The following is a 16,530-nucleotide window of genomic DNA, read 5'->3' on the forward strand; positions in this document are numbered from 1 at the left end:
TTTTTTAGATTGTATGGAACAATTTACTTAGTGATAGCACGTTTTGAATCTGAGTAAGTAATGCTTTTTGTTCGTCTTCAGATCGAAATTCACCTTTGGTGTTGCCCCAGATAGGTCCAGGCCACGCGACATCATTTTTAAAGCGTACAATGTGATGAATATGAAGCTGCGGGACCATGTTGCCAAGTACCCCAAGGTTAAGTTTATCAGGGTTAAATGTTGCTTCTAATACTTGATTTACTGCTTGAGATTCAAGTAGGAATTGATGCTGATCCAGTTGTGTCATGTGATGCAGTTCTTTTAAGTTATTTCGCTTGGGGACAAGTATGACCCAAGGAACTGCATTGTCTTTATGCAGTAGCGCTATAGATAAGGGAAAATGACCTATAGTGCTGGTATCTTTGGCTAGTTGTGGGTGAAGCTCAAAGTTCATAGTACATCCCTTTGGTGTTTTATTATTATATGGCGGATAAAATAAAGGTTGATGCTTTCACATCAACCTTTATTTAACTTCATGTAGGCTTATATTTACATGCGATCTAGAGTTTCAATACCTAGCAGAGATAGTCCCTGCTTGATTGTTTTCGCGGTCAATGCTGCTAGTTTGAGGCGACTTTGTTTAATAGAATCATCTTGTGTACTAAGAATAGGGCATGCTTCGTAGAAGCTTGAGAACTGACCTGCAAGTTCAAACAAGTAGCTACACAATATGTGAGGCTGGCCTTCTCGAGCAACAGAATGAACTGCCTCGTCAAATTGAAGCAGTTTGGCGATCAGTAACTTTTCTTTCTCTTCGGTGATCTTAATGTCTCCAACGAGAGAATCCATTGAAATCCCTGCTTTGGCGAAAATAGATGCAACACGAGTGTAGGCATACTGCATATAAGGAGCGGTATTACCTTCGAAAGCAAGCATATTATCCCAATCAAACACATAGTCAGTTGTGCGATGCTTAGAAAGATCAGCGTATTTCACTGCAGCCATTGCGACAGTGTTCGCGATATTTTGTTTCTCAACTGTGTCTAGATCAGGATTCTTGGATTCGATTAGCCTAATTGCACGCTCTTCTGCTTCATCTAGGAGATCCTTTAGCCGTACTGTACTTCCTGCCCGGGTCTTAAATGGGCGGCCATCTTTGCCTAACATCATGCCAAATGCATGATGTTCTAAAGTGACGTCTTCAGGTACATAGCCAGCTTTACGTACGATAGTCCAAGCCTGCATCAAGTGTTGGTGCTGACGGGAGTCGATGAAATATAGTACGCGGTCGGCACCAAGTGTTTCGTAGCGATACTTAGCGCATGCAATATCTGTCGTAGTGTAAAGGAAGCCGCCATCACGCTTTTGAACAATAACGCCCATAGGCTCGCCATCTTTATTCTTGTATTCATCTAGAAATACAACCTGTGCGCCGTCATCTTCTTGAGCTAAACCTTGCTTTTTAAGATCAGCAACGATGTTTGGTAGCATATTGTTATACATACTTTCACCCATAACATCGTCACGAGTTAGAGATACATTAAGGCGGTCATAGTTATGCTGGTTCTGGATCATGGTGATATCAACCAGTTTTTTCCACATTTCAGCACAGTAATCATCACCACTTTGCAATTTCACCACATAGTTACGTGCTTTTAATGCAAAGTCTTCATCCTCATCGTAGAGTTTTTTGGAATCACGGTAGAAAGCCTCTAGATCGGATAGCTCCATAGATATTTCACCAACTTCTTGCTGAACTCGTTCCAGGTTAGCGATTAACATACCGAACTGAGTTCCCCAATCTCCGATGTGGTTGGCGCGAATGACGTTATGGCCTAAAAATTCAAGTGTTCGTGATACTGCGTCCCCGATAACCGTTGAGCGAATATGGTGGACCGCCATTTCCTTTGCTACATTTGGCGCTGAGTAATCTGTGACTATGGTTTTTTGCTCTTCAATAGCAACTCCGAGACGAGAATCTGAAAGCGCTTGTTGCGCTTTTCGAGCCAGAAACTCTTCACTCAAAAAAATGTTAATAAAACCAGGGCCTGCAATTTCTGTTTTGCTAGCAATGCCATTAAGATCGAGAATATCCAATACTTTCTGGGCGAACTCTCGCGGGTTAATGCCAAGCTTTTTAGCCACACCCATGACTCCGTTTGCTTGATAGTCACCAAATTGTGGTTTTGCTGATTGGCGAACGGCTGCTGGACTTCCTTTCGGAGCGCCAGCGGCTTCTAAGGCTTGAGAGACTTTATCATTAATAATAGCTTGGATATTCACGCGTGTTTCCTTCAATTCTCAAGAATTGCTTAGATATGCATATATAGTTTTAATCTAGTCATCCTTTCTCACTTAACAGTTGTTAAAGCAGTAAAATGAATGCATATCTCAATAGAGTTCATAAATTGGCGCATATAGTACCAATTTTATTGGCTCTCACATAGAGAGTGTTCTAGGAATTTTCTACTTTTAATTACTATCTTGGTAGTATTGCGTAGAAATCAACATATTGGATGGATAAAAATGTCGCAAAAACTAATCGATGCTGGGCTAATGCCTGTACAAATGAAGGCTAAACTTGATGTTTTTATGCAAAAAATTCAGTTGTTGGGTGAGACACTCAAGATAGATTTGCAGACCTTACAAGCAGACCATATTGCTCTGCGTCTTAACGATAAGGAATTGGCAAGGTTGGCGCATAAAGAATGGCTTAAAGAGGGACGTGAAATTTCAACCGCAATGATAAACGGTCGTCCAATCATAGTGATTGAACTTACGCAGCCTTTTAGGCTCTCTCATTGGTCTATTGAGTGTCTTGAACTACCGTATCCAGCACAAGGTAAGGTATATCCATCTCAGTGCTGGGAACATGTTGAATTTATTGTCCCTTCTTTGGCCAAAACAGCTGAAGAGTACCTTGCAGATGTAAGATTGAAATACCCAAGCCTAGCTTCTCAATGGGATGAGCTGAGTCGACAAGGTATTGCGGTGAAACTATCGAGCCCTAAAGGAGAAGGAGAGAGGGTTAATAATCCTACCATAGCTTTTAAGTATCAAAACATTTGCATTAAGCTTCATCCTCATTCATTGAAAAAAATTGTAGAGTCAGAACAACTAGCCTAATTCAGTGTCTTTTGGCCTGAGCTGAAACTCTTCTACAGAGCCAATTTCAACCCCAATATCGAGAGGGCCTGAAGCAAGGTGGGAGTGCCCTTTCGCGTGCATAATAAGCCTATTGGCGGTTCTGGGCTTAAGCTGATTAACAACAAAGCGGATCATGTCAGCGCGACTCAGCTTTTTCAATTCATCAAGCACACGTTCTTTGTGATCGAAGCTGTAATCTTTGTTGCCAATAGCAACCCAAAGCCTTTGAGCTCGAGTTTTTAAAGTAGTATCAGGCGCGGAAATTTGGCTCCAAAGGCCTCGTTTACTACTGTGCCACTGGTAATCATTAAGCTCGAGTAACACCATATAGAAGGCGTTGAGGAATTCGTCGATAGATCTAATTAGTTCAATCGGTGCTGCATTTGGTGATTGTACATAAAGGACTAAACCTGGGTGTCGATTTAGTGGTAAGTTGCCTGTTCCAACCATATAACCGAGTTGTTGTTTAGTCCGTATTTCATTGAAAAATGTTGCCGACATTAAATGGTTGGCGAGTAAATATAGAGCGATATTGTGCGGTTCAATATCGTCACATTGATAGTACACAACAATAGCAGAATCTTCTTGGTTGGATTCAATAGAACGCTGAAAAGAGCCGTTTTTACCCAGCATAACCAGAGGCCTCAGAGATTCTTCGTAGCTTTGGTTTCTAACTCTGAGAGCGTCTTTCAGGGTATCACCAAGTTTGATGGTTTCTGCTCGAGTCCAATCACCATATACAAACATTTCTACATGCAGTTTTGCTAGGATAGAAGAGACGAACTCTTCCAGTTCCTTAACTTGAAGGCTCTCTAAGGCAGACAATAATTCATCATATGGTGGATTGTTGGGTTGCAGCATTCCTGTCATGGCATTAAACAATTGTGAGATGGGTTTATCGTGAGCTGCATTCTTCCAGTTTCTGATTAACTGTTGCTTAATAGTGTCAAAACGTTTTGCATTGAATTCTCGATTGGAGAACCGCTTAAGAATCATTGTCATTAGTTCAGGTTGCTTTTTGCTAAAGCCCGATAAGGTTAGAGTCACACCTCCTTGATGTGAGTACATGTTGTAACTCATACCTGCGATTTCTGCTTGATAAGTTTCTTTAGCTAAAGAGTCGAGGAACATTTCTACGCATATTCTTGTTTTGACTATGTTCTTGGCATTTGCAACAGAATTCGGGCTATCGATTGCTACAAAAATGACGCCTTTAGGTACTCTGAACTCACCGTCTTGTAGATGCCAAAGCTTAAAGCCTGGTAGGTCTTGGAGTACCTCTGGAACTGACGAGTGACTTTCAATAGGGAGAGGGTCTAAATCATAACAAATAAACGGGTTTATAGGTGGTAGAGCGAAACTTAAACTGCTTTGTGCTGTAAAGTGTGATCTTTGCTGTGGAGTAAAAGAATTAACGGAATAAGGTGTGCCATACCATTTGGCTTTTTTATCATATTTGTAGCCTTTTGCAATCAACGTAGCGCGTAAATTGTCTATGGTAAAATAGGTAAAAAGTTGTCTTAAAAGTTCTTCATCATAATTATTCATGACATAGTCTCCATAGACTATGTCTTCAGGTGGATAATGTTGCATGTTAATGACTAAGTGGCTGACTAAATCAATGGGTCTTGTGGGTTCTTGAAAGCGAAAAGCTGATTCTAAAACAGCTTGTTTTTCAAGATAACGCCATTGATCAAAACCTTGTTGGTTAATCAAAGATAGATATGAAAATAGAGCTTGAATGATATCATCCATATGCTCTAGGCCCGTATGAGTCAAAGCACAACTTATTGTAAATTCACGATAGTTACTGCCGCTGGTGCCTCCTCCTGCTGAAAGTGAGGTTATCCACCCTTTTTCCTTCAGCGCAAGCATTAAACTACCTTCACCCTCATAGCCGAGTAAATGAGCAAAGTAGGACATAGGTTTTTGGCGGTAGTACTTGTCTAGGCTGGGTAAAGGGAAAGATAGTATGAGCTTACGAATCTCTTTAATTGGCTCAATGTTGGCCAAAATGGCGGTAGAATTTGAATCTATGTAAGCCACATCAATCGATTTTCCTGAGAGACCGCTATTTGGAATAGACGAAAATTTATCTTTTATCCATTGTTCCAACTCATCGAGAGATTGAGGGCCTAAGATTACCAATGTCATTAAATCAGCAGAGTATTTCTCTTGGTGGAAATCAACTATCTCACTTCTGATTGATTGTCCATTTCTATCAGCCAAAGTTGTTTGGTTACCGACTGAAAATTTTGCGAAAGGGTGATTAGGATTAACCAGTTCTTTGTGAACTTGATATAGCCGACGTGAATCATCGTTGAGTTTGAGTTTAAACTCTGAGTCAACGGCTTGGCGCTCTTTATCAAGCGCTTCAGAATTAAATATAGGAGCAGTGAAAAATTGGCTAAATCTATCGAGACAGTTACAAAATGAAGTTGGCATCACGTCAAAAAAGAAGCAGGTATGCTCAGCGCCAGTCCAAGCGTTATTACTTCCGCCATGTTGATTGACATAATTTTGGAAGTCACCAATTTTGGGGTACTTTTCTGTACCTAAAAATAACATATGTTCTAGATAGTGCGCCATTCCCTGTCGGTCATCAGGATCGTCGAAGTGTCCAACATTGACAGCTAATGCTGCTGCTGACTTTTGGGCATTTTTGTCCCGAATGACCAATACTTTGAGCCCGTTTGTCAACGTTAAGTAGCGATATTGATTGGTGTTATTCGGGCTTAGGTGCACAAGTTGCTCTCCGCTTGAGGTTGTGATGTATTGCAACGCTTTCTATCAATTTTTGGAAGAAAGGTCCAAATAGCTGTCTTTTAGCATGATTGAGGTAAATGTAAATTTTCTTCCTGACAAATATAAGCATACACAATTTCTTAACCGATACATCAAGAATGTTACGAAAGTCTAAGTCTGAAGGTGGGCGCTTGATATAATTATCGGTCATATGAGACATGTGTGGCATTATCGCCAATAGACTCGTTTTATTAAAAGAATCACAGATTTAGGAATAAGCAATGAAAATACTTATTATGCGTCATGGCGAAGCTGAGCATTATGCTGCCACAGATGCGGAGCGTGCATTGACGAATAAAGGCCGGAGTGATTCGATAAAATCCGCTAGTCTGTGTGCCGACAAAGGCTTTGTTCATATTGATATGGTACTTGTCAGTCCTTATTTGAGAGCTCAGCAGACTTGGCAAGCTATTTCGTCTTGTTTTAATGCTAAGCACATTAAAGTCTGTGATGATATTACCCCATATGGTGATGCGGCTCATGTTGGAGATTACATTGCAGCAATTGCTGAAGTTGAACGCCCGAAATCGATCCTATTGGTTTCTCACTTGCCTCTAGTCGGATATCTGACGGCTGAGTTTGTACCAAAAATAGTCCCCCCTATGTTTCCAACATCTGGAATTACATGCATAAATTATGATGTTATTAATCGGCGTGGTGAACTAGATTTCCACATTCATCCCTAGATCGATTTAAATTAATGGTTTGACATTTAGTTCTTAAATTTCTTAGTCGCCTTGAAGTGTTAGCCATAAAATTGACATTTTATATGGACTGAAATTTGCATCTTCATTTAAATCCTTAAATTCAGGTTGACTAATACCTTCTATCGCTATGAAATTTACGTTGCCATTTGCTGATAAATTACCCTCAATACCTCAAAGAGCGATGCCTGCTATTGGTGCTCCTATCATGGTATTGGCCACATTGGCGATGGTGGTTCTGCCGATACCTCCCTTTATATTGGACTTATTTTTTACGTTTAATATTGCTCTTGCAATGGTGGTTCTATTAGTCACCGTTTATACGCGCAGGCCGCTGGATTTTGCGGCCTTTCCTACCGTACTTCTTATTGCGACTCTTTTGCGTTTAGCCTTGAATGTTGCCTCTACACGAGTGGTATTGCTCTATGGTCAAGAAGGAACAGGTGCTGCGGGTAGTGTCATAGAGGCATTTGGTAGTGTGGTTATAGGTGGTAACTATGCAGTCGGTCTGGTTGTATTTATGATCCTGATGATCATAAATTTTATGGTGGTCACTAAAGGTGCAGGACGTATTTCTGAAGTGAGTGCTCGATTTACATTGGACGCTTTACCAGGTAAGCAAATGGCAATAGATGCCGATCTCAATGCTGGCTTGATTGATCAGGACCAGGCGCGAACCCGACGTCAAGAAGTGACAAAAGAAGCTGACTTTTATGGCTCGATGGATGGTGCATCCAAGTTTGTGAAAGGGGATGCGATTGCCGGTATTTTGATTCTTTTTATCAACATTATTGGTGGTCTATCTATTGGAATGATTCAATATGATTTAGCTTTTATAGAGGCTATTCATATCTACACCTTATTGACCATTGGTGATGGCCTTGTCGCACAAATTCCGTCGCTCTTATTATCCATTGGTGCGGCAATTATGGTAACTCGTCAAAATACCGATCAGGATATGGGTGAGCAGGTTGTTTTCCAACTATTTGATAATCCGAAAGCCTTAATGATTACGGCAGGCATTCTAGGAGTGATGGGACTAGTTCCAGGTATGCCCCATTTTTCTTTCTTACTTCTTGCTACCTTAGCTGGTGGATCGGCTTATTGGATTCATCGAAAGCAAAAGCAAAGTTCTGAAAATGCCAAGCTTCCAGCGACAAAAGATAAAGAAGCGCCAACACCCAAAGAACTATCGTGGGATGATGTTCAACCAGTTGATATTATTGGGCTTGAGGTTGGTTATCGTCTTATTCCATTGGTTGATAGAGAGCAAGGGGGAGAGTTGCTCGAGAGGGTTAAAGGAGTCCGCAAAAAACTCTCTCAAGACTTTGGGTTTCTTATTCCTGCAGTGCATATACGTGATAATCTTGAGCTAAGCCCTAACAGTTATCGTATTACCTTGATGGGAGTGGCGGTAGGTGAGGCGGAAATTCGGCCAGATATGGAATTGGCTATTAACCCAGGTCAAGTGTATGGAATGGTGGAAGGCGAACCAACCATAGATCCTGCTTTCGGTCTAGAAGCAACATGGATCAAAGATGACCAACGTGAACATGCACAAGCTCTTGGTTATACGGTGGTTGATTCTTCAACTGTTTTGGCTACCCATTTAAGCCAACTCCTTACTAATAATGCTTCTCACCTAATTGGTCATGAGGAAGTACAAAACTTACTCGAAATGCTTGGGCGCAGTACCCCTAAATTAGTGGAAACTTTTGTACCTGATCAATTACAACTTGGTGCTGTGGTTAAAGTGCTGCAAAATCTACTCAACGAAGCTGTGCCTATCAGGGATATCCGAACCATAGTTCAGACATTGGCTGAATATTCGAGCAAGAGTCAAGAACCTGACATATTAACTGCAGCAGTTCGAATTTCTTTGAAACGATTAATTGTTCAAGAAATCAATGGTATAGAGCCGGAATTGCCAGTAATTACTTTGATTCCTGAATTGGAACAGATATTGCACCAGACAATGCAGGCGTCTGGAGGAGAATCTGCGGGAATCGAGCCTGGTTTAGCAGAGCGACTGCAATCTTCATTAACTCAAGCTACACAAGAGCAGGAGTTGAAAGGGGAACCGGCGGTACTTCTCACCTCAGGTGTATTGCGTTCTACATTAGCGAAGTTTGTGAAGAACACAATTCCATCACTGCGGGTACTCTCTTATCAGGAGATTCCAGATGAGAAACAAATACGCATTGTTCAAGCTGTTGGTAACTAATGGCTAAGTGCGAAAAGATGGATATTGATTTTGAAGATTAAACGATTTTTTGCCAAGGACATGCGCACCGCTTTGCTACAAGTAAAAAGTCAGCTGGGCGATGATGCAGTAATCATGTCAAATAAAAAAGTCGCTGGTGGCATAGAAATTGTGGCAGCGGTCGATAACGAGACAGCTGCTGCACGTTCGGCCGCTAAACCAACCTCTCAACCTCAGAAAAATAGTACCCAAGCGGCTTCTGCCACTCAAAGTAATGTTAATAGTAAACAGCGTACGTTAGACGAAGACAAAGTCAGCTTACAAGCCAAAGTTGATAGTGGCTCAACGACTAAACGTTTTGCGAATATGCTTAAACAATACAACAACGCTACCGCGAATGGTAATGATAGTGAGGCATCAAATGCTGACTCATTGTCATCATTACTCAAACGGCAGTCGGGTTTACGAAAAGAAGTCAACGGAGTAAAACTCCGAGAAGACTCTCCTCTTGCTAGACTGATAGCCCAGGACAAAGGCGCCGAACATCAACCACGTTTGGACCCAACTCGTTATGAACGTAATCAACTAGATGAGTCAGCTGCGAGTGGTGAAGATCTAGAAGAAATGCGCGAAGAGATGACATCAATTCGTCGACTTTTAGAACATCAGGTCTCAGGGCTAATGTGGCAGGAAGTTGAACGTCGTGAGCCACTAAGAGCAATGCTTATAAAACGTTTGGAGCGTATGGGAGTGTCGGCAGATCTTGCCGATCAACTCGCTTGTTACATTCCAGAAGATACGGCTCCAACTAAAGCGTGGAAAGCATTATTGGGCTTAGTTTCCGACCAAGTTCCAATTTCCAAACAAGATATTCTGAAGCGTGGAGGTGTGGTTGCTTTACTCGGACCTACAGGCGTTGGAAAAACGACCACGGTTGCAAAGCTTGCCGCAAGAGCTGCTATGGAATATGGCTCTGACAATGTCGCTTTGGTTACAACAGATACATACCGTATAGGGGCGCATGAGCAGTTGGCAATTTACGGGCGTATTATGGGATGTGCTGTAAAAGTTGCTAAAGATTCCAAAGAGTTAGCCGATGTAATTTACCAGTTAAGAAATCGCCGTTTAATTTTGGTTGATACTGCAGGTATGGGACAGAGAGATGTTCGTCTGTCTGAGCAGTTGGATACATTAATGCACGAGAGTGGTGAAGTAATTCATAGCTATCTAGTATTACCGGCAACAGCTCAAAGGAAGGTATTGCAAGAGACTATCGATCATTTTCAAAGGATACCCTTATCAGGGTGTATTCTTACTAAATTAGATGAGTCCTTAAGTCTAGGTGAATTTGTTAGTGTTGTAGTACAAAATTCTCTGCCAGTTGCTTATATCGCGAATGGACAAAGAGTTCCAGAAGACATTGTGATAGCGCAACCTAAATATATGGTAGCTAAGGCAAATGAATTGTTAGAGAAGTCGACAGATAACGAACCTCACTATTGGAATAGTGAAGCTGAAAGGTTCTAGGCGGCGGACGATTATGACGAAAAAAATGATACAAGACCAAGCAAGCGGGCTACGTCGCTTAACTCAACCTTCTCTAACCAAAGTTATTTCGGTGACGGGTGGTAAAGGTGGTGTTGGTAAATCCAATGTGACCTTGGGGCTAGCGATATGTATGGCCCGTCAGGGAAAAAAGGTCATGGTACTAGATGCTGACCTTGGCTTAGCAAATGTTGATGTTATGCTTGGAATACGGTCAAAAAAAAATCTTGGCCATGTACTCGAGGGTGAATGTGAACTCAAAGATGCTATTGTTGAAGGACCGTATGGGATAAAGATAATTCCGGCAACATCAGGTACACAAGCAATGACGGAACTGTCTCATGCGCAGCACGTTGGCCTAATTCGCGCTTTCGGTAGCTTAGAAGATGAGATGGATGTATTGCTCATTGATACTGCCGCTGGAATTTCAGACATGGTGGTTAGTTTTTCACGTGCCGCTCAGGATGTGGTCGTTGTTGTTTGTGATGAACCTACATCCATCACTGATGCATATGCTCTGATCAAACTTTTAAGTAAAGAACACCAGGTTCAAAGATTTAAAATCGTCGCTAATATGGTCAGAAGTTATCGTGAGGGAAGAGAATTGTTCGCAAAATTGACCTTGGTCACAGAGAGATTCTTGAATGTTGGTATTGAACTCGTAGCATGTATCCCATTAGATGATAAAGTTCGACAAGCTGTTAAAAAACAAAAGATTGTTGTGGACGCTTTCCCACGTTCACCTGCGTCATTAGCTCTTGGTTCATTAGCAAATAAGGCATTAACTTGGCCAATTCCTAAAACACCGAGTGGACATCTGGAGTTTTTTGTAGAACGCTTACTTCATAGAACAGAGATGTTAGAGGAACCATTTGGTGAATAAGGCCTTGACCTATGACCAATACGCAAATCAAGACAGTCGGCGAGCATTTTTAGAGAAATACTCGGTGCTCGTTAAACGCATTGCGCACCATTTAATTGGGCGACTACCACCTAGTGTTCATGTTGAGGATCTTATCCAAGCTGGAATGATAGGACTGCTAGAAGCTCAAAAAAATTACGATGGTAGCAAAGGAGCTAGTTTTGAAACCTATGCTGGTATTCGTATTCGGGGTGCTATGCTTGATGATATACGTCGTGGAGATTGGGTCCCTCGTTCAGTGCACAAGAACAGTCGGGAAATAAGCCAAGCGATTTCACAATTAGAAGGTGAGCTAAGCCGTGATCCAACAGATGCCGAAGTTGCCAAACAAATGGAGATGACCCTAGAACAATACCACAATGCCTTGGCGGACATTAATTGTTCCCGTCTAATTGGTATTGACGATTTAGGAGTATCGGAGGATGCGATTTCTCATGAAGATTCAGATGAAGAAAATATCCCATTTCAAGGGGTTGCAGATGAGTATTTTCGCACTGCTCTGATAGAATCAATTAAATCACTTCCAGAAAGAGAAGCTCTTGTACTTTCGCTTTATTACGATGAGGAGTTAAACTTGAAGGAAATCGGCGAAGTAATTGGTGTTAGCGAGTCACGTGTCAGCCAGATACTAAGCCAATCAATGCAACGTCTACGCACAAAGCTAAGTGTCTGGACAAACGATGACTAGAAATCACTGATATCGAACTCAGTGGAGGCAATTTTGAAAAAAGATATGAAGATCCTTATTGTTGACGACTTTTCAACAATGCGCCGTATCGTTAAGAACTTACTTCGTGACTTGGGTTTTAATAATACTCAAGAAGCTGATGATGGCTTAACGGCGCTACCAATGCTCAAAAAAGGTGATTTCGAATTTGTTGTGACAGATTGGAACATGCCTGGTATGCAGGGCATCGACCTTCTAAAGCATATTCGCGCCGATGATGAGCTTAAACATTTACCTGTACTGATGATCACAGCAGAAGCGAAGCGTGAGCAGATTGTTGAAGCAGCGCAAGCAGGTGTTAATGGATACATAGTTAAACCGTTCACTGCTGCAACATTGAAAGAAAAATTAGACAAAATCTTCGAACGTTTATAAGTCAAAAAATTGACGCAGGGACGTGAAAGGCTAATTGAGAATGATTTCATTAGAACAGGCAAAGAACCTCGTAGAGTTACTAGAAAGTGAGCAGCAAGAAGAAGCTGACCAACTTGTTAGGAGCTTACAAGAAGCGACACCAAGTCCCGTTTTTCAGGAAATTGGTGAGTTAACTCGTGATTTGCACGAGTCTATCAAGCATTTCAGTGTTGATGACCGTATCAATGCTATTGCGAATGCTGAGATTCCTGATGCTAAGGACAGGCTTCAGTATGTCATTGATAAAACTGAAACCGCGGCAAATAAAACGATGGATGCGGTCGATCGATGTATGCCGATTGCTGATAACTTACATGAGGGCTTATTGAAAGTTCGACCTAAATGGAATGAGTTAATGCATGGTCGCATTGAGCTTGCAGAATTCAAGGCTCTTTGCCATCGTATTGATAAGCTACTTGGTGAAGTTGAAGGAGACAGTTCTGAGCTAAGAGGTCAATTGACAGAGATTCTTATGGCTCAGGATTTTCAAGATTTAACCGGTCAGATCATCAGTAGAGTCATCACTCTGGTCAATGAAGTTGAAGGCCGGCTGGTGGAAATTTTGACCGCATTTGGTGCTAGTAAACTTGAAGAAGCCGAACAAAATAAAAATAAATCATCGATAGATCCAGAGGGGCCAATACTCAATGCTCATGAAAGGGAAGACGCAGTGGCATCACAAGATGAAGTTGACGACTTACTCTCGAGTCTTGGGTTTTAGAGGTAATTTATGAGTTTTGAATTAGACGAAGATATTCTACAGGACTTTTTGGTTGAAGCAGGGGAAATTCTTGAGCTTCTTTCAGAGCAGCTGGTAGAACTTGAAAATAACCCTGAAGACAAAGAATTGCTCAATGCCATTTTCCGTGGTTTTCACACTGTCAAAGGTGGGGCTGGCTTCCTATCTCTTACCGAGCTGGTCGATACTTGTCATGGTGCTGAAAATGTGTTCGATATTTTGCGTAACGGACAACGTGATGTTTCTTCAAGTCTAATGGATACGATGCTAACAGCATTAGATACGGTTAATCGACAGTTCCAGGCGGTACAAGATCAAGAGCCGTTACCTAAAGCTGATCAAGAGCTGTTGGATGAACTGCATCGTCTAAGTAGCCCTCAATCAGCGGACGAGGCTCAGCCTGAAGCCAGTGCTCCAGCAGAAGCTGCTGAACCAGAACCTGAAGCCAGTGCCCCAGAAGAGCCTGAAGTTGCAGCACCAAGTGGTGATGGTGAATCTGGTGGTTCTATCGATGAAATCACTCAAGATGATTTTGATAAGTTGCTTGATGAACTCCATGGTGAGGGCGGTTCTCCAATCGCTGCCTCAGAACCGGCTGGAGGAGCGCCAGAACCTGCAGGTGATGCGAGTGGTGATATTACGGATGATGAATTCGAAAAGTTATTAGACGATCTCCATGGCTCAGGAAAAAGCCCAGTTGAAGCGGAGGCTAAAGCCAGTGCAGCACCTCAAGGTGGTGATGATGGCTTAATGACGGACGACGACTTTGATAAATTGCTTGATGACCTTCATGGCTCAGGTAAAGGCCCTCTAGAAGCGACAGATTCCGCTAGTGAACCAGCTTCTCAAAAAGAAGAGCCAGTCGCTAAAGCCGAAGCGCCAAAAGAAGCCGCACCTCCACCCGCGCCTAAGGCAGAGCAACCCGCACCTCCACCACCTAAGCCTGCTGAAAAAGCGGCGCCACCTGCAAAAAAAGAAGCCGCACCGCCTGCGCAAAGTAAAAAACCTCAGGCCGAAGCTACCGTGCGTGTCGATACATCAACTCTTGATGTTATTATGAATATGGTGGGTGAGCTGGTACTTGTTCGTAACCGATTGTTAAGTTTAGGTTTAAATAGTAACGATGAAGAGATGGCAAAAGCTGTCTCTAACCTCGACGTTGTAACTGCAGACCTTCAGGGCGCGGTAATGAAGACGCGAATGCAACCGATCAAAAAAGTGTTTGGTCGATTCCCTCGCGTGGTAAGAGACATTGCACGGACTCTAGAAAAAGACATTAACCTAGAGATGCGTGGTGAAGAAACCGATTTGGATAAAAACCTCGTTGAAGCGCTAGCTGATCCGCTCATTCACTTGGTCCGCAACTCGCTAGACCACGGTATAGAAATGCCTGCAGATCGTGTAAAAGCCGGTAAACCTCAACAGGGTAAGGTCATTCTTTCGGCTTCTCAGGAAGGTGATCATATTGAGTTAGCTATTGTCGATGACGGTGGCGGTATGGACCCAGAGAAATTAAGAGGAATTGCCGTTGACCGGGGGATGATGGATGAAGATGCTGCGTCGCGCCTAAATAACAAAGAATGTTTCAATCTGATATTTATGCCCGGATTCTCAAGTAAAGAACAAATATCTGACATCTCAGGACGCGGTGTGGGTATGGATGTGGTGAAAACCGCCATCAATGGGTTGAATGGTTCTATTGATATCGATTCTGAATTAGGTAAAGGAACTAAAATTACTATTAAAGTGCCTTTGACTCTGGCTATTTTGCCAACCTTAATGGTCGGAGTTGCAGGGCACCCATTTGCTCTTCCTTTGGGAAGTGTCAATGAGATTTTCCATTTGGATCTTAGCCGTACCAATGTTGTTGATGGCCAGTTAACTATTATTGTCCGAGAAAAATCGATTCCATTGTTTTACTTACAAAACTGGCTTGCACCGAAGTCGGCTGACATGGAATTACGTAAGGGACATGGTCATGTAGTGATTGTCCAGATTGGTAGTCAGAGAGTTGGGTTTGTAGTCGATACTCTAATTGGACAAGAAGAAGTGGTGATTAAACCTCTTGATAGCATGCTTCAGGGAACTCCGGGGATGGCGGGTGCGACAATCACCAGTGATGGGCATATTGCTCTGATTCTGGATGTAGCGGATTTGCTTAAGCAGTATGCGGCTGCTTCTCGAGTCTAAGTCGTAGAATAATAAAGGATAACTATGGCGATTAAAGTTTTAGTAGTTGATGATTCGAGTTTTTTTCGTCGCCGAGTCAGTGAGATAATTAACTCTGAACCTCGTTTAGAGGTAATGGATGTGGCGACCAATGGTAAAGAAGCTGTAGACAAAGCCCTAAGATTGAAACCGGATGTGATTACAATGGACATAGAGATGCCTGTGATGGACGGTATCACGGCCGTTCGTGAAATTATGGCTAAAAGTCCAGTTCCTATTTTAATGTTTTCGTCTTTAACACATGATGGAGCAAAAGCAACATTGGATGCTCTTGATGCTGGAGCATTGGACTTTCTACCCAAGAAATTTGAAGATATTGCACGTAATCGTGATGATGCGGTGTCATTGCTACAACAACGTGTAATTGAGATTGCTTCACGTCGCACCTTTATGCGCCGACCTGCTAGTAAACCTGCCTCGACTGCGGGTACAGCGAAATCTCCCACAGCCTCTTCAACTACGCAAAAAACATCTAAAGCTGCGACTGTTTCGGCAAAATCGTCTGCAGCTGGACGCTTTAAATCTACGGGTAAGAGATATCAACTTACGGCCATTGGAACTTCAACTGGCGGCCCTGTCGCTCTACAAAAAATTTTAACTCAGCTGCCAGCGAACTATCCTCACCCTATTTTACTCATTCAACATATGCCAGCTACATTTACCGCTGCTTTTGCAAGCCGTCTGAATTCACTGTGTAAAATACAAGTTAAAGAAGCTGAAGATGGTGATTCTCTTAAACCAGGAGTGGCGTATCTTGCACCTGGTGGAAAGCAAATGATGGTTGATGGTCGCCCTGGTACTGCAAAATTACGCGTCATTGATGGTGGTGAACGGATGAACTATAAGCCTTGTGTTGACGTGACTTTTGGTAGTGCAGCTAAAATTTATTCTGAACAAGTTCTCTCAATGGTATTAACTGGAATGGGTGCTGATGGAAGAGAAGGCGCTCGTATGCTGAAAAGTGCTGGTGCAACTATTTGGGCACAAGATGAGAACAGCTGTGTCGTTTATGGCATGCCACAAGCGGTTGCTAAAGCCGGTTTGTCGACTGAAGATTTACCATTAGATCGTATAGCAGAACGAATGCTAGTTGAAGTAGGTTTGTCCTAGGGGTAA

Annotated in this window: 13 protein-coding genes; 10 read left to right on the top strand and 3 right to left on the bottom strand. The window is 42.4% G+C overall.

What is annotated here, in order from left to right; genetic code table 11:
- Positions 1 to 4: 4 nt before the first annotated feature.
- Positions 5 to 433, bottom strand: coding sequence for an HIT domain-containing protein (locus KO511_RS06955; protein ID WP_215986738.1), 429 nt, complete (start codon positions 431 to 433; stop codon positions 5 to 7).
- Positions 434 to 528: 95 nt separating this feature from the next.
- Positions 529 to 2,262, bottom strand: coding sequence for an arginine--tRNA ligase (argS, locus tag KO511_RS06960; RefSeq protein ID WP_215986739.1), 1,734 nt, complete (start codon positions 2,260 to 2,262; stop codon positions 529 to 531).
- Between the two features lie 243 nt (positions 2,263 to 2,505).
- Between argS and KO511_RS06965 the strand changes: the two genes are divergently transcribed.
- Positions 2,506 to 3,105, top strand: a complete 600-nt coding sequence (locus KO511_RS06965) for a VOC family protein (protein WP_215986740.1) — start codon at positions 2,506 to 2,508, stop codon at positions 3,103 to 3,105.
- Here KO511_RS06965 and KO511_RS06970 read toward each other — a convergent pair.
- On the bottom strand, positions 3,097 to 5,871 hold the full coding sequence (locus KO511_RS06970) for an insulinase family protein (RefSeq protein WP_215986778.1): 2,775 nt from the start codon (positions 5,869 to 5,871) through the stop codon (positions 3,097 to 3,099). The two genes, KO511_RS06965 and KO511_RS06970, sit on opposite strands and share 9 nt — an antisense overlap.
- 281 nt (positions 5,872 to 6,152) lie before the next feature.
- On the opposite strand from KO511_RS06970, the gene sixA reads away from it, so the two are divergent.
- The 9 genes from sixA (at position 6,153) to KO511_RS07015 (ending at position 16,524) form a co-directional block, all read left to right on the top strand.
- A complete protein-coding gene (gene sixA, locus KO511_RS06975) occupies positions 6,153 to 6,617 on the top strand; it encodes a phosphohistidine phosphatase SixA (protein WP_215986741.1) in 465 nt (154 codons plus the stop codon).
- Positions 6,618 to 6,765: 148 nt separating this feature from the next.
- Positions 6,766 to 8,859 (top strand): flagellar biosynthesis protein FlhA, encoded by a 2,094-nt coding sequence (gene flhA / locus KO511_RS06980; protein WP_215986742.1) that lies wholly within the window; start codon positions 6,766 to 6,768, stop codon positions 8,857 to 8,859.
- Positions 8,860 to 8,889: 30 nt separating this feature from the next.
- A complete protein-coding gene (flhF, locus tag KO511_RS06985; RefSeq protein WP_215986743.1) occupies positions 8,890 to 10,365 on the top strand; it encodes a flagellar biosynthesis protein FlhF in 1,476 nt (491 codons plus the stop codon).
- Positions 10,366 to 10,378: 13 nt separating this feature from the next.
- Positions 10,379 to 11,266, top strand: coding sequence for a MinD/ParA family protein (locus KO511_RS06990; protein ID WP_215986744.1), 888 nt, complete (start codon positions 10,379 to 10,381; stop codon positions 11,264 to 11,266).
- Complete coding sequence (locus tag KO511_RS06995; RefSeq protein ID WP_215986745.1) at positions 11,259 to 11,993, top strand: RNA polymerase sigma factor FliA; 735 nt, start codon at positions 11,259 to 11,261, stop codon at positions 11,991 to 11,993. The genes KO511_RS06990 and KO511_RS06995 overlap by 8 nt, the downstream gene beginning before the upstream one ends.
- A 45-nt stretch (positions 11,994 to 12,038) precedes the next feature.
- Complete coding sequence (gene cheY / locus KO511_RS07000; RefSeq protein WP_114786770.1) at positions 12,039 to 12,407, top strand: chemotaxis response regulator CheY; 369 nt, start codon at positions 12,039 to 12,041, stop codon at positions 12,405 to 12,407.
- A gap of 40 nt (positions 12,408 to 12,447) precedes the next feature.
- Complete coding sequence (locus KO511_RS07005; protein ID WP_215986746.1) at positions 12,448 to 13,167, top strand: protein phosphatase CheZ; 720 nt, start codon at positions 12,448 to 12,450, stop codon at positions 13,165 to 13,167.
- A gap of 9 nt (positions 13,168 to 13,176) precedes the next feature.
- Positions 13,177 to 15,375 (top strand): chemotaxis protein CheA, encoded by a 2,199-nt coding sequence (locus KO511_RS07010; RefSeq protein ID WP_215986747.1) that lies wholly within the window; start codon positions 13,177 to 13,179, stop codon positions 15,373 to 15,375.
- A gap of 24 nt (positions 15,376 to 15,399) precedes the next feature.
- A complete protein-coding gene (locus tag KO511_RS07015) occupies positions 15,400 to 16,524 on the top strand; it encodes a protein-glutamate methylesterase/protein-glutamine glutaminase (RefSeq protein WP_215986748.1) in 1,125 nt (374 codons plus the stop codon).
- Positions 16,525 to 16,530 lie beyond the last annotated feature (6 nt).

Source organism: Vibrio hepatarius (assembly GCF_018860525.1).
In the GTDB taxonomy this organism is placed as follows: Bacteria; Pseudomonadota; Gammaproteobacteria; order Enterobacterales; family Vibrionaceae; genus Vibrio; species Vibrio hepatarius_B.

Bases quoted from the DNA above. Each gene is read 5' to 3' on its own strand.
- KO511_RS07015 (WP_215986748.1), top strand. From the start codon at position 15,400: ATGGCGATTAAAGTTTTAGTAGTTGATGATTCGAGTTTTTTTCGTCGC.
- KO511_RS07010 (WP_215986747.1), top strand. From the start codon at position 13,177: ATGAGTTTTGAATTAGACGAAGATATTCTACAGGACTTTTTGGTTGAA.
- flhA (WP_215986742.1), top strand. From the start codon at position 6,766: ATGAAATTTACGTTGCCATTTGCTGATAAATTACCCTCAATACCTCAA.
- KO511_RS06955 (WP_215986738.1), bottom strand. From the start codon at position 433: ATGAACTTTGAGCTTCACCCACAACTAGCCAAAGATACCAGCACTATA.
- KO511_RS07005 (WP_215986746.1), top strand. From the start codon at position 12,448: ATGATTTCATTAGAACAGGCAAAGAACCTCGTAGAGTTACTAGAAAGT.
- KO511_RS06965 (WP_215986740.1), top strand. From the start codon at position 2,506: ATGTCGCAAAAACTAATCGATGCTGGGCTAATGCCTGTACAAATGAAG.
- sixA (WP_215986741.1), top strand. From the start codon at position 6,153: ATGAAAATACTTATTATGCGTCATGGCGAAGCTGAGCATTATGCTGCC.
- cheY (WP_114786770.1), top strand. From the start codon at position 12,039: ATGAAGATCCTTATTGTTGACGACTTTTCAACAATGCGCCGTATCGTT.
- KO511_RS06990 (WP_215986744.1), top strand. From the start codon at position 10,379: ATGACGAAAAAAATGATACAAGACCAAGCAAGCGGGCTACGTCGCTTA.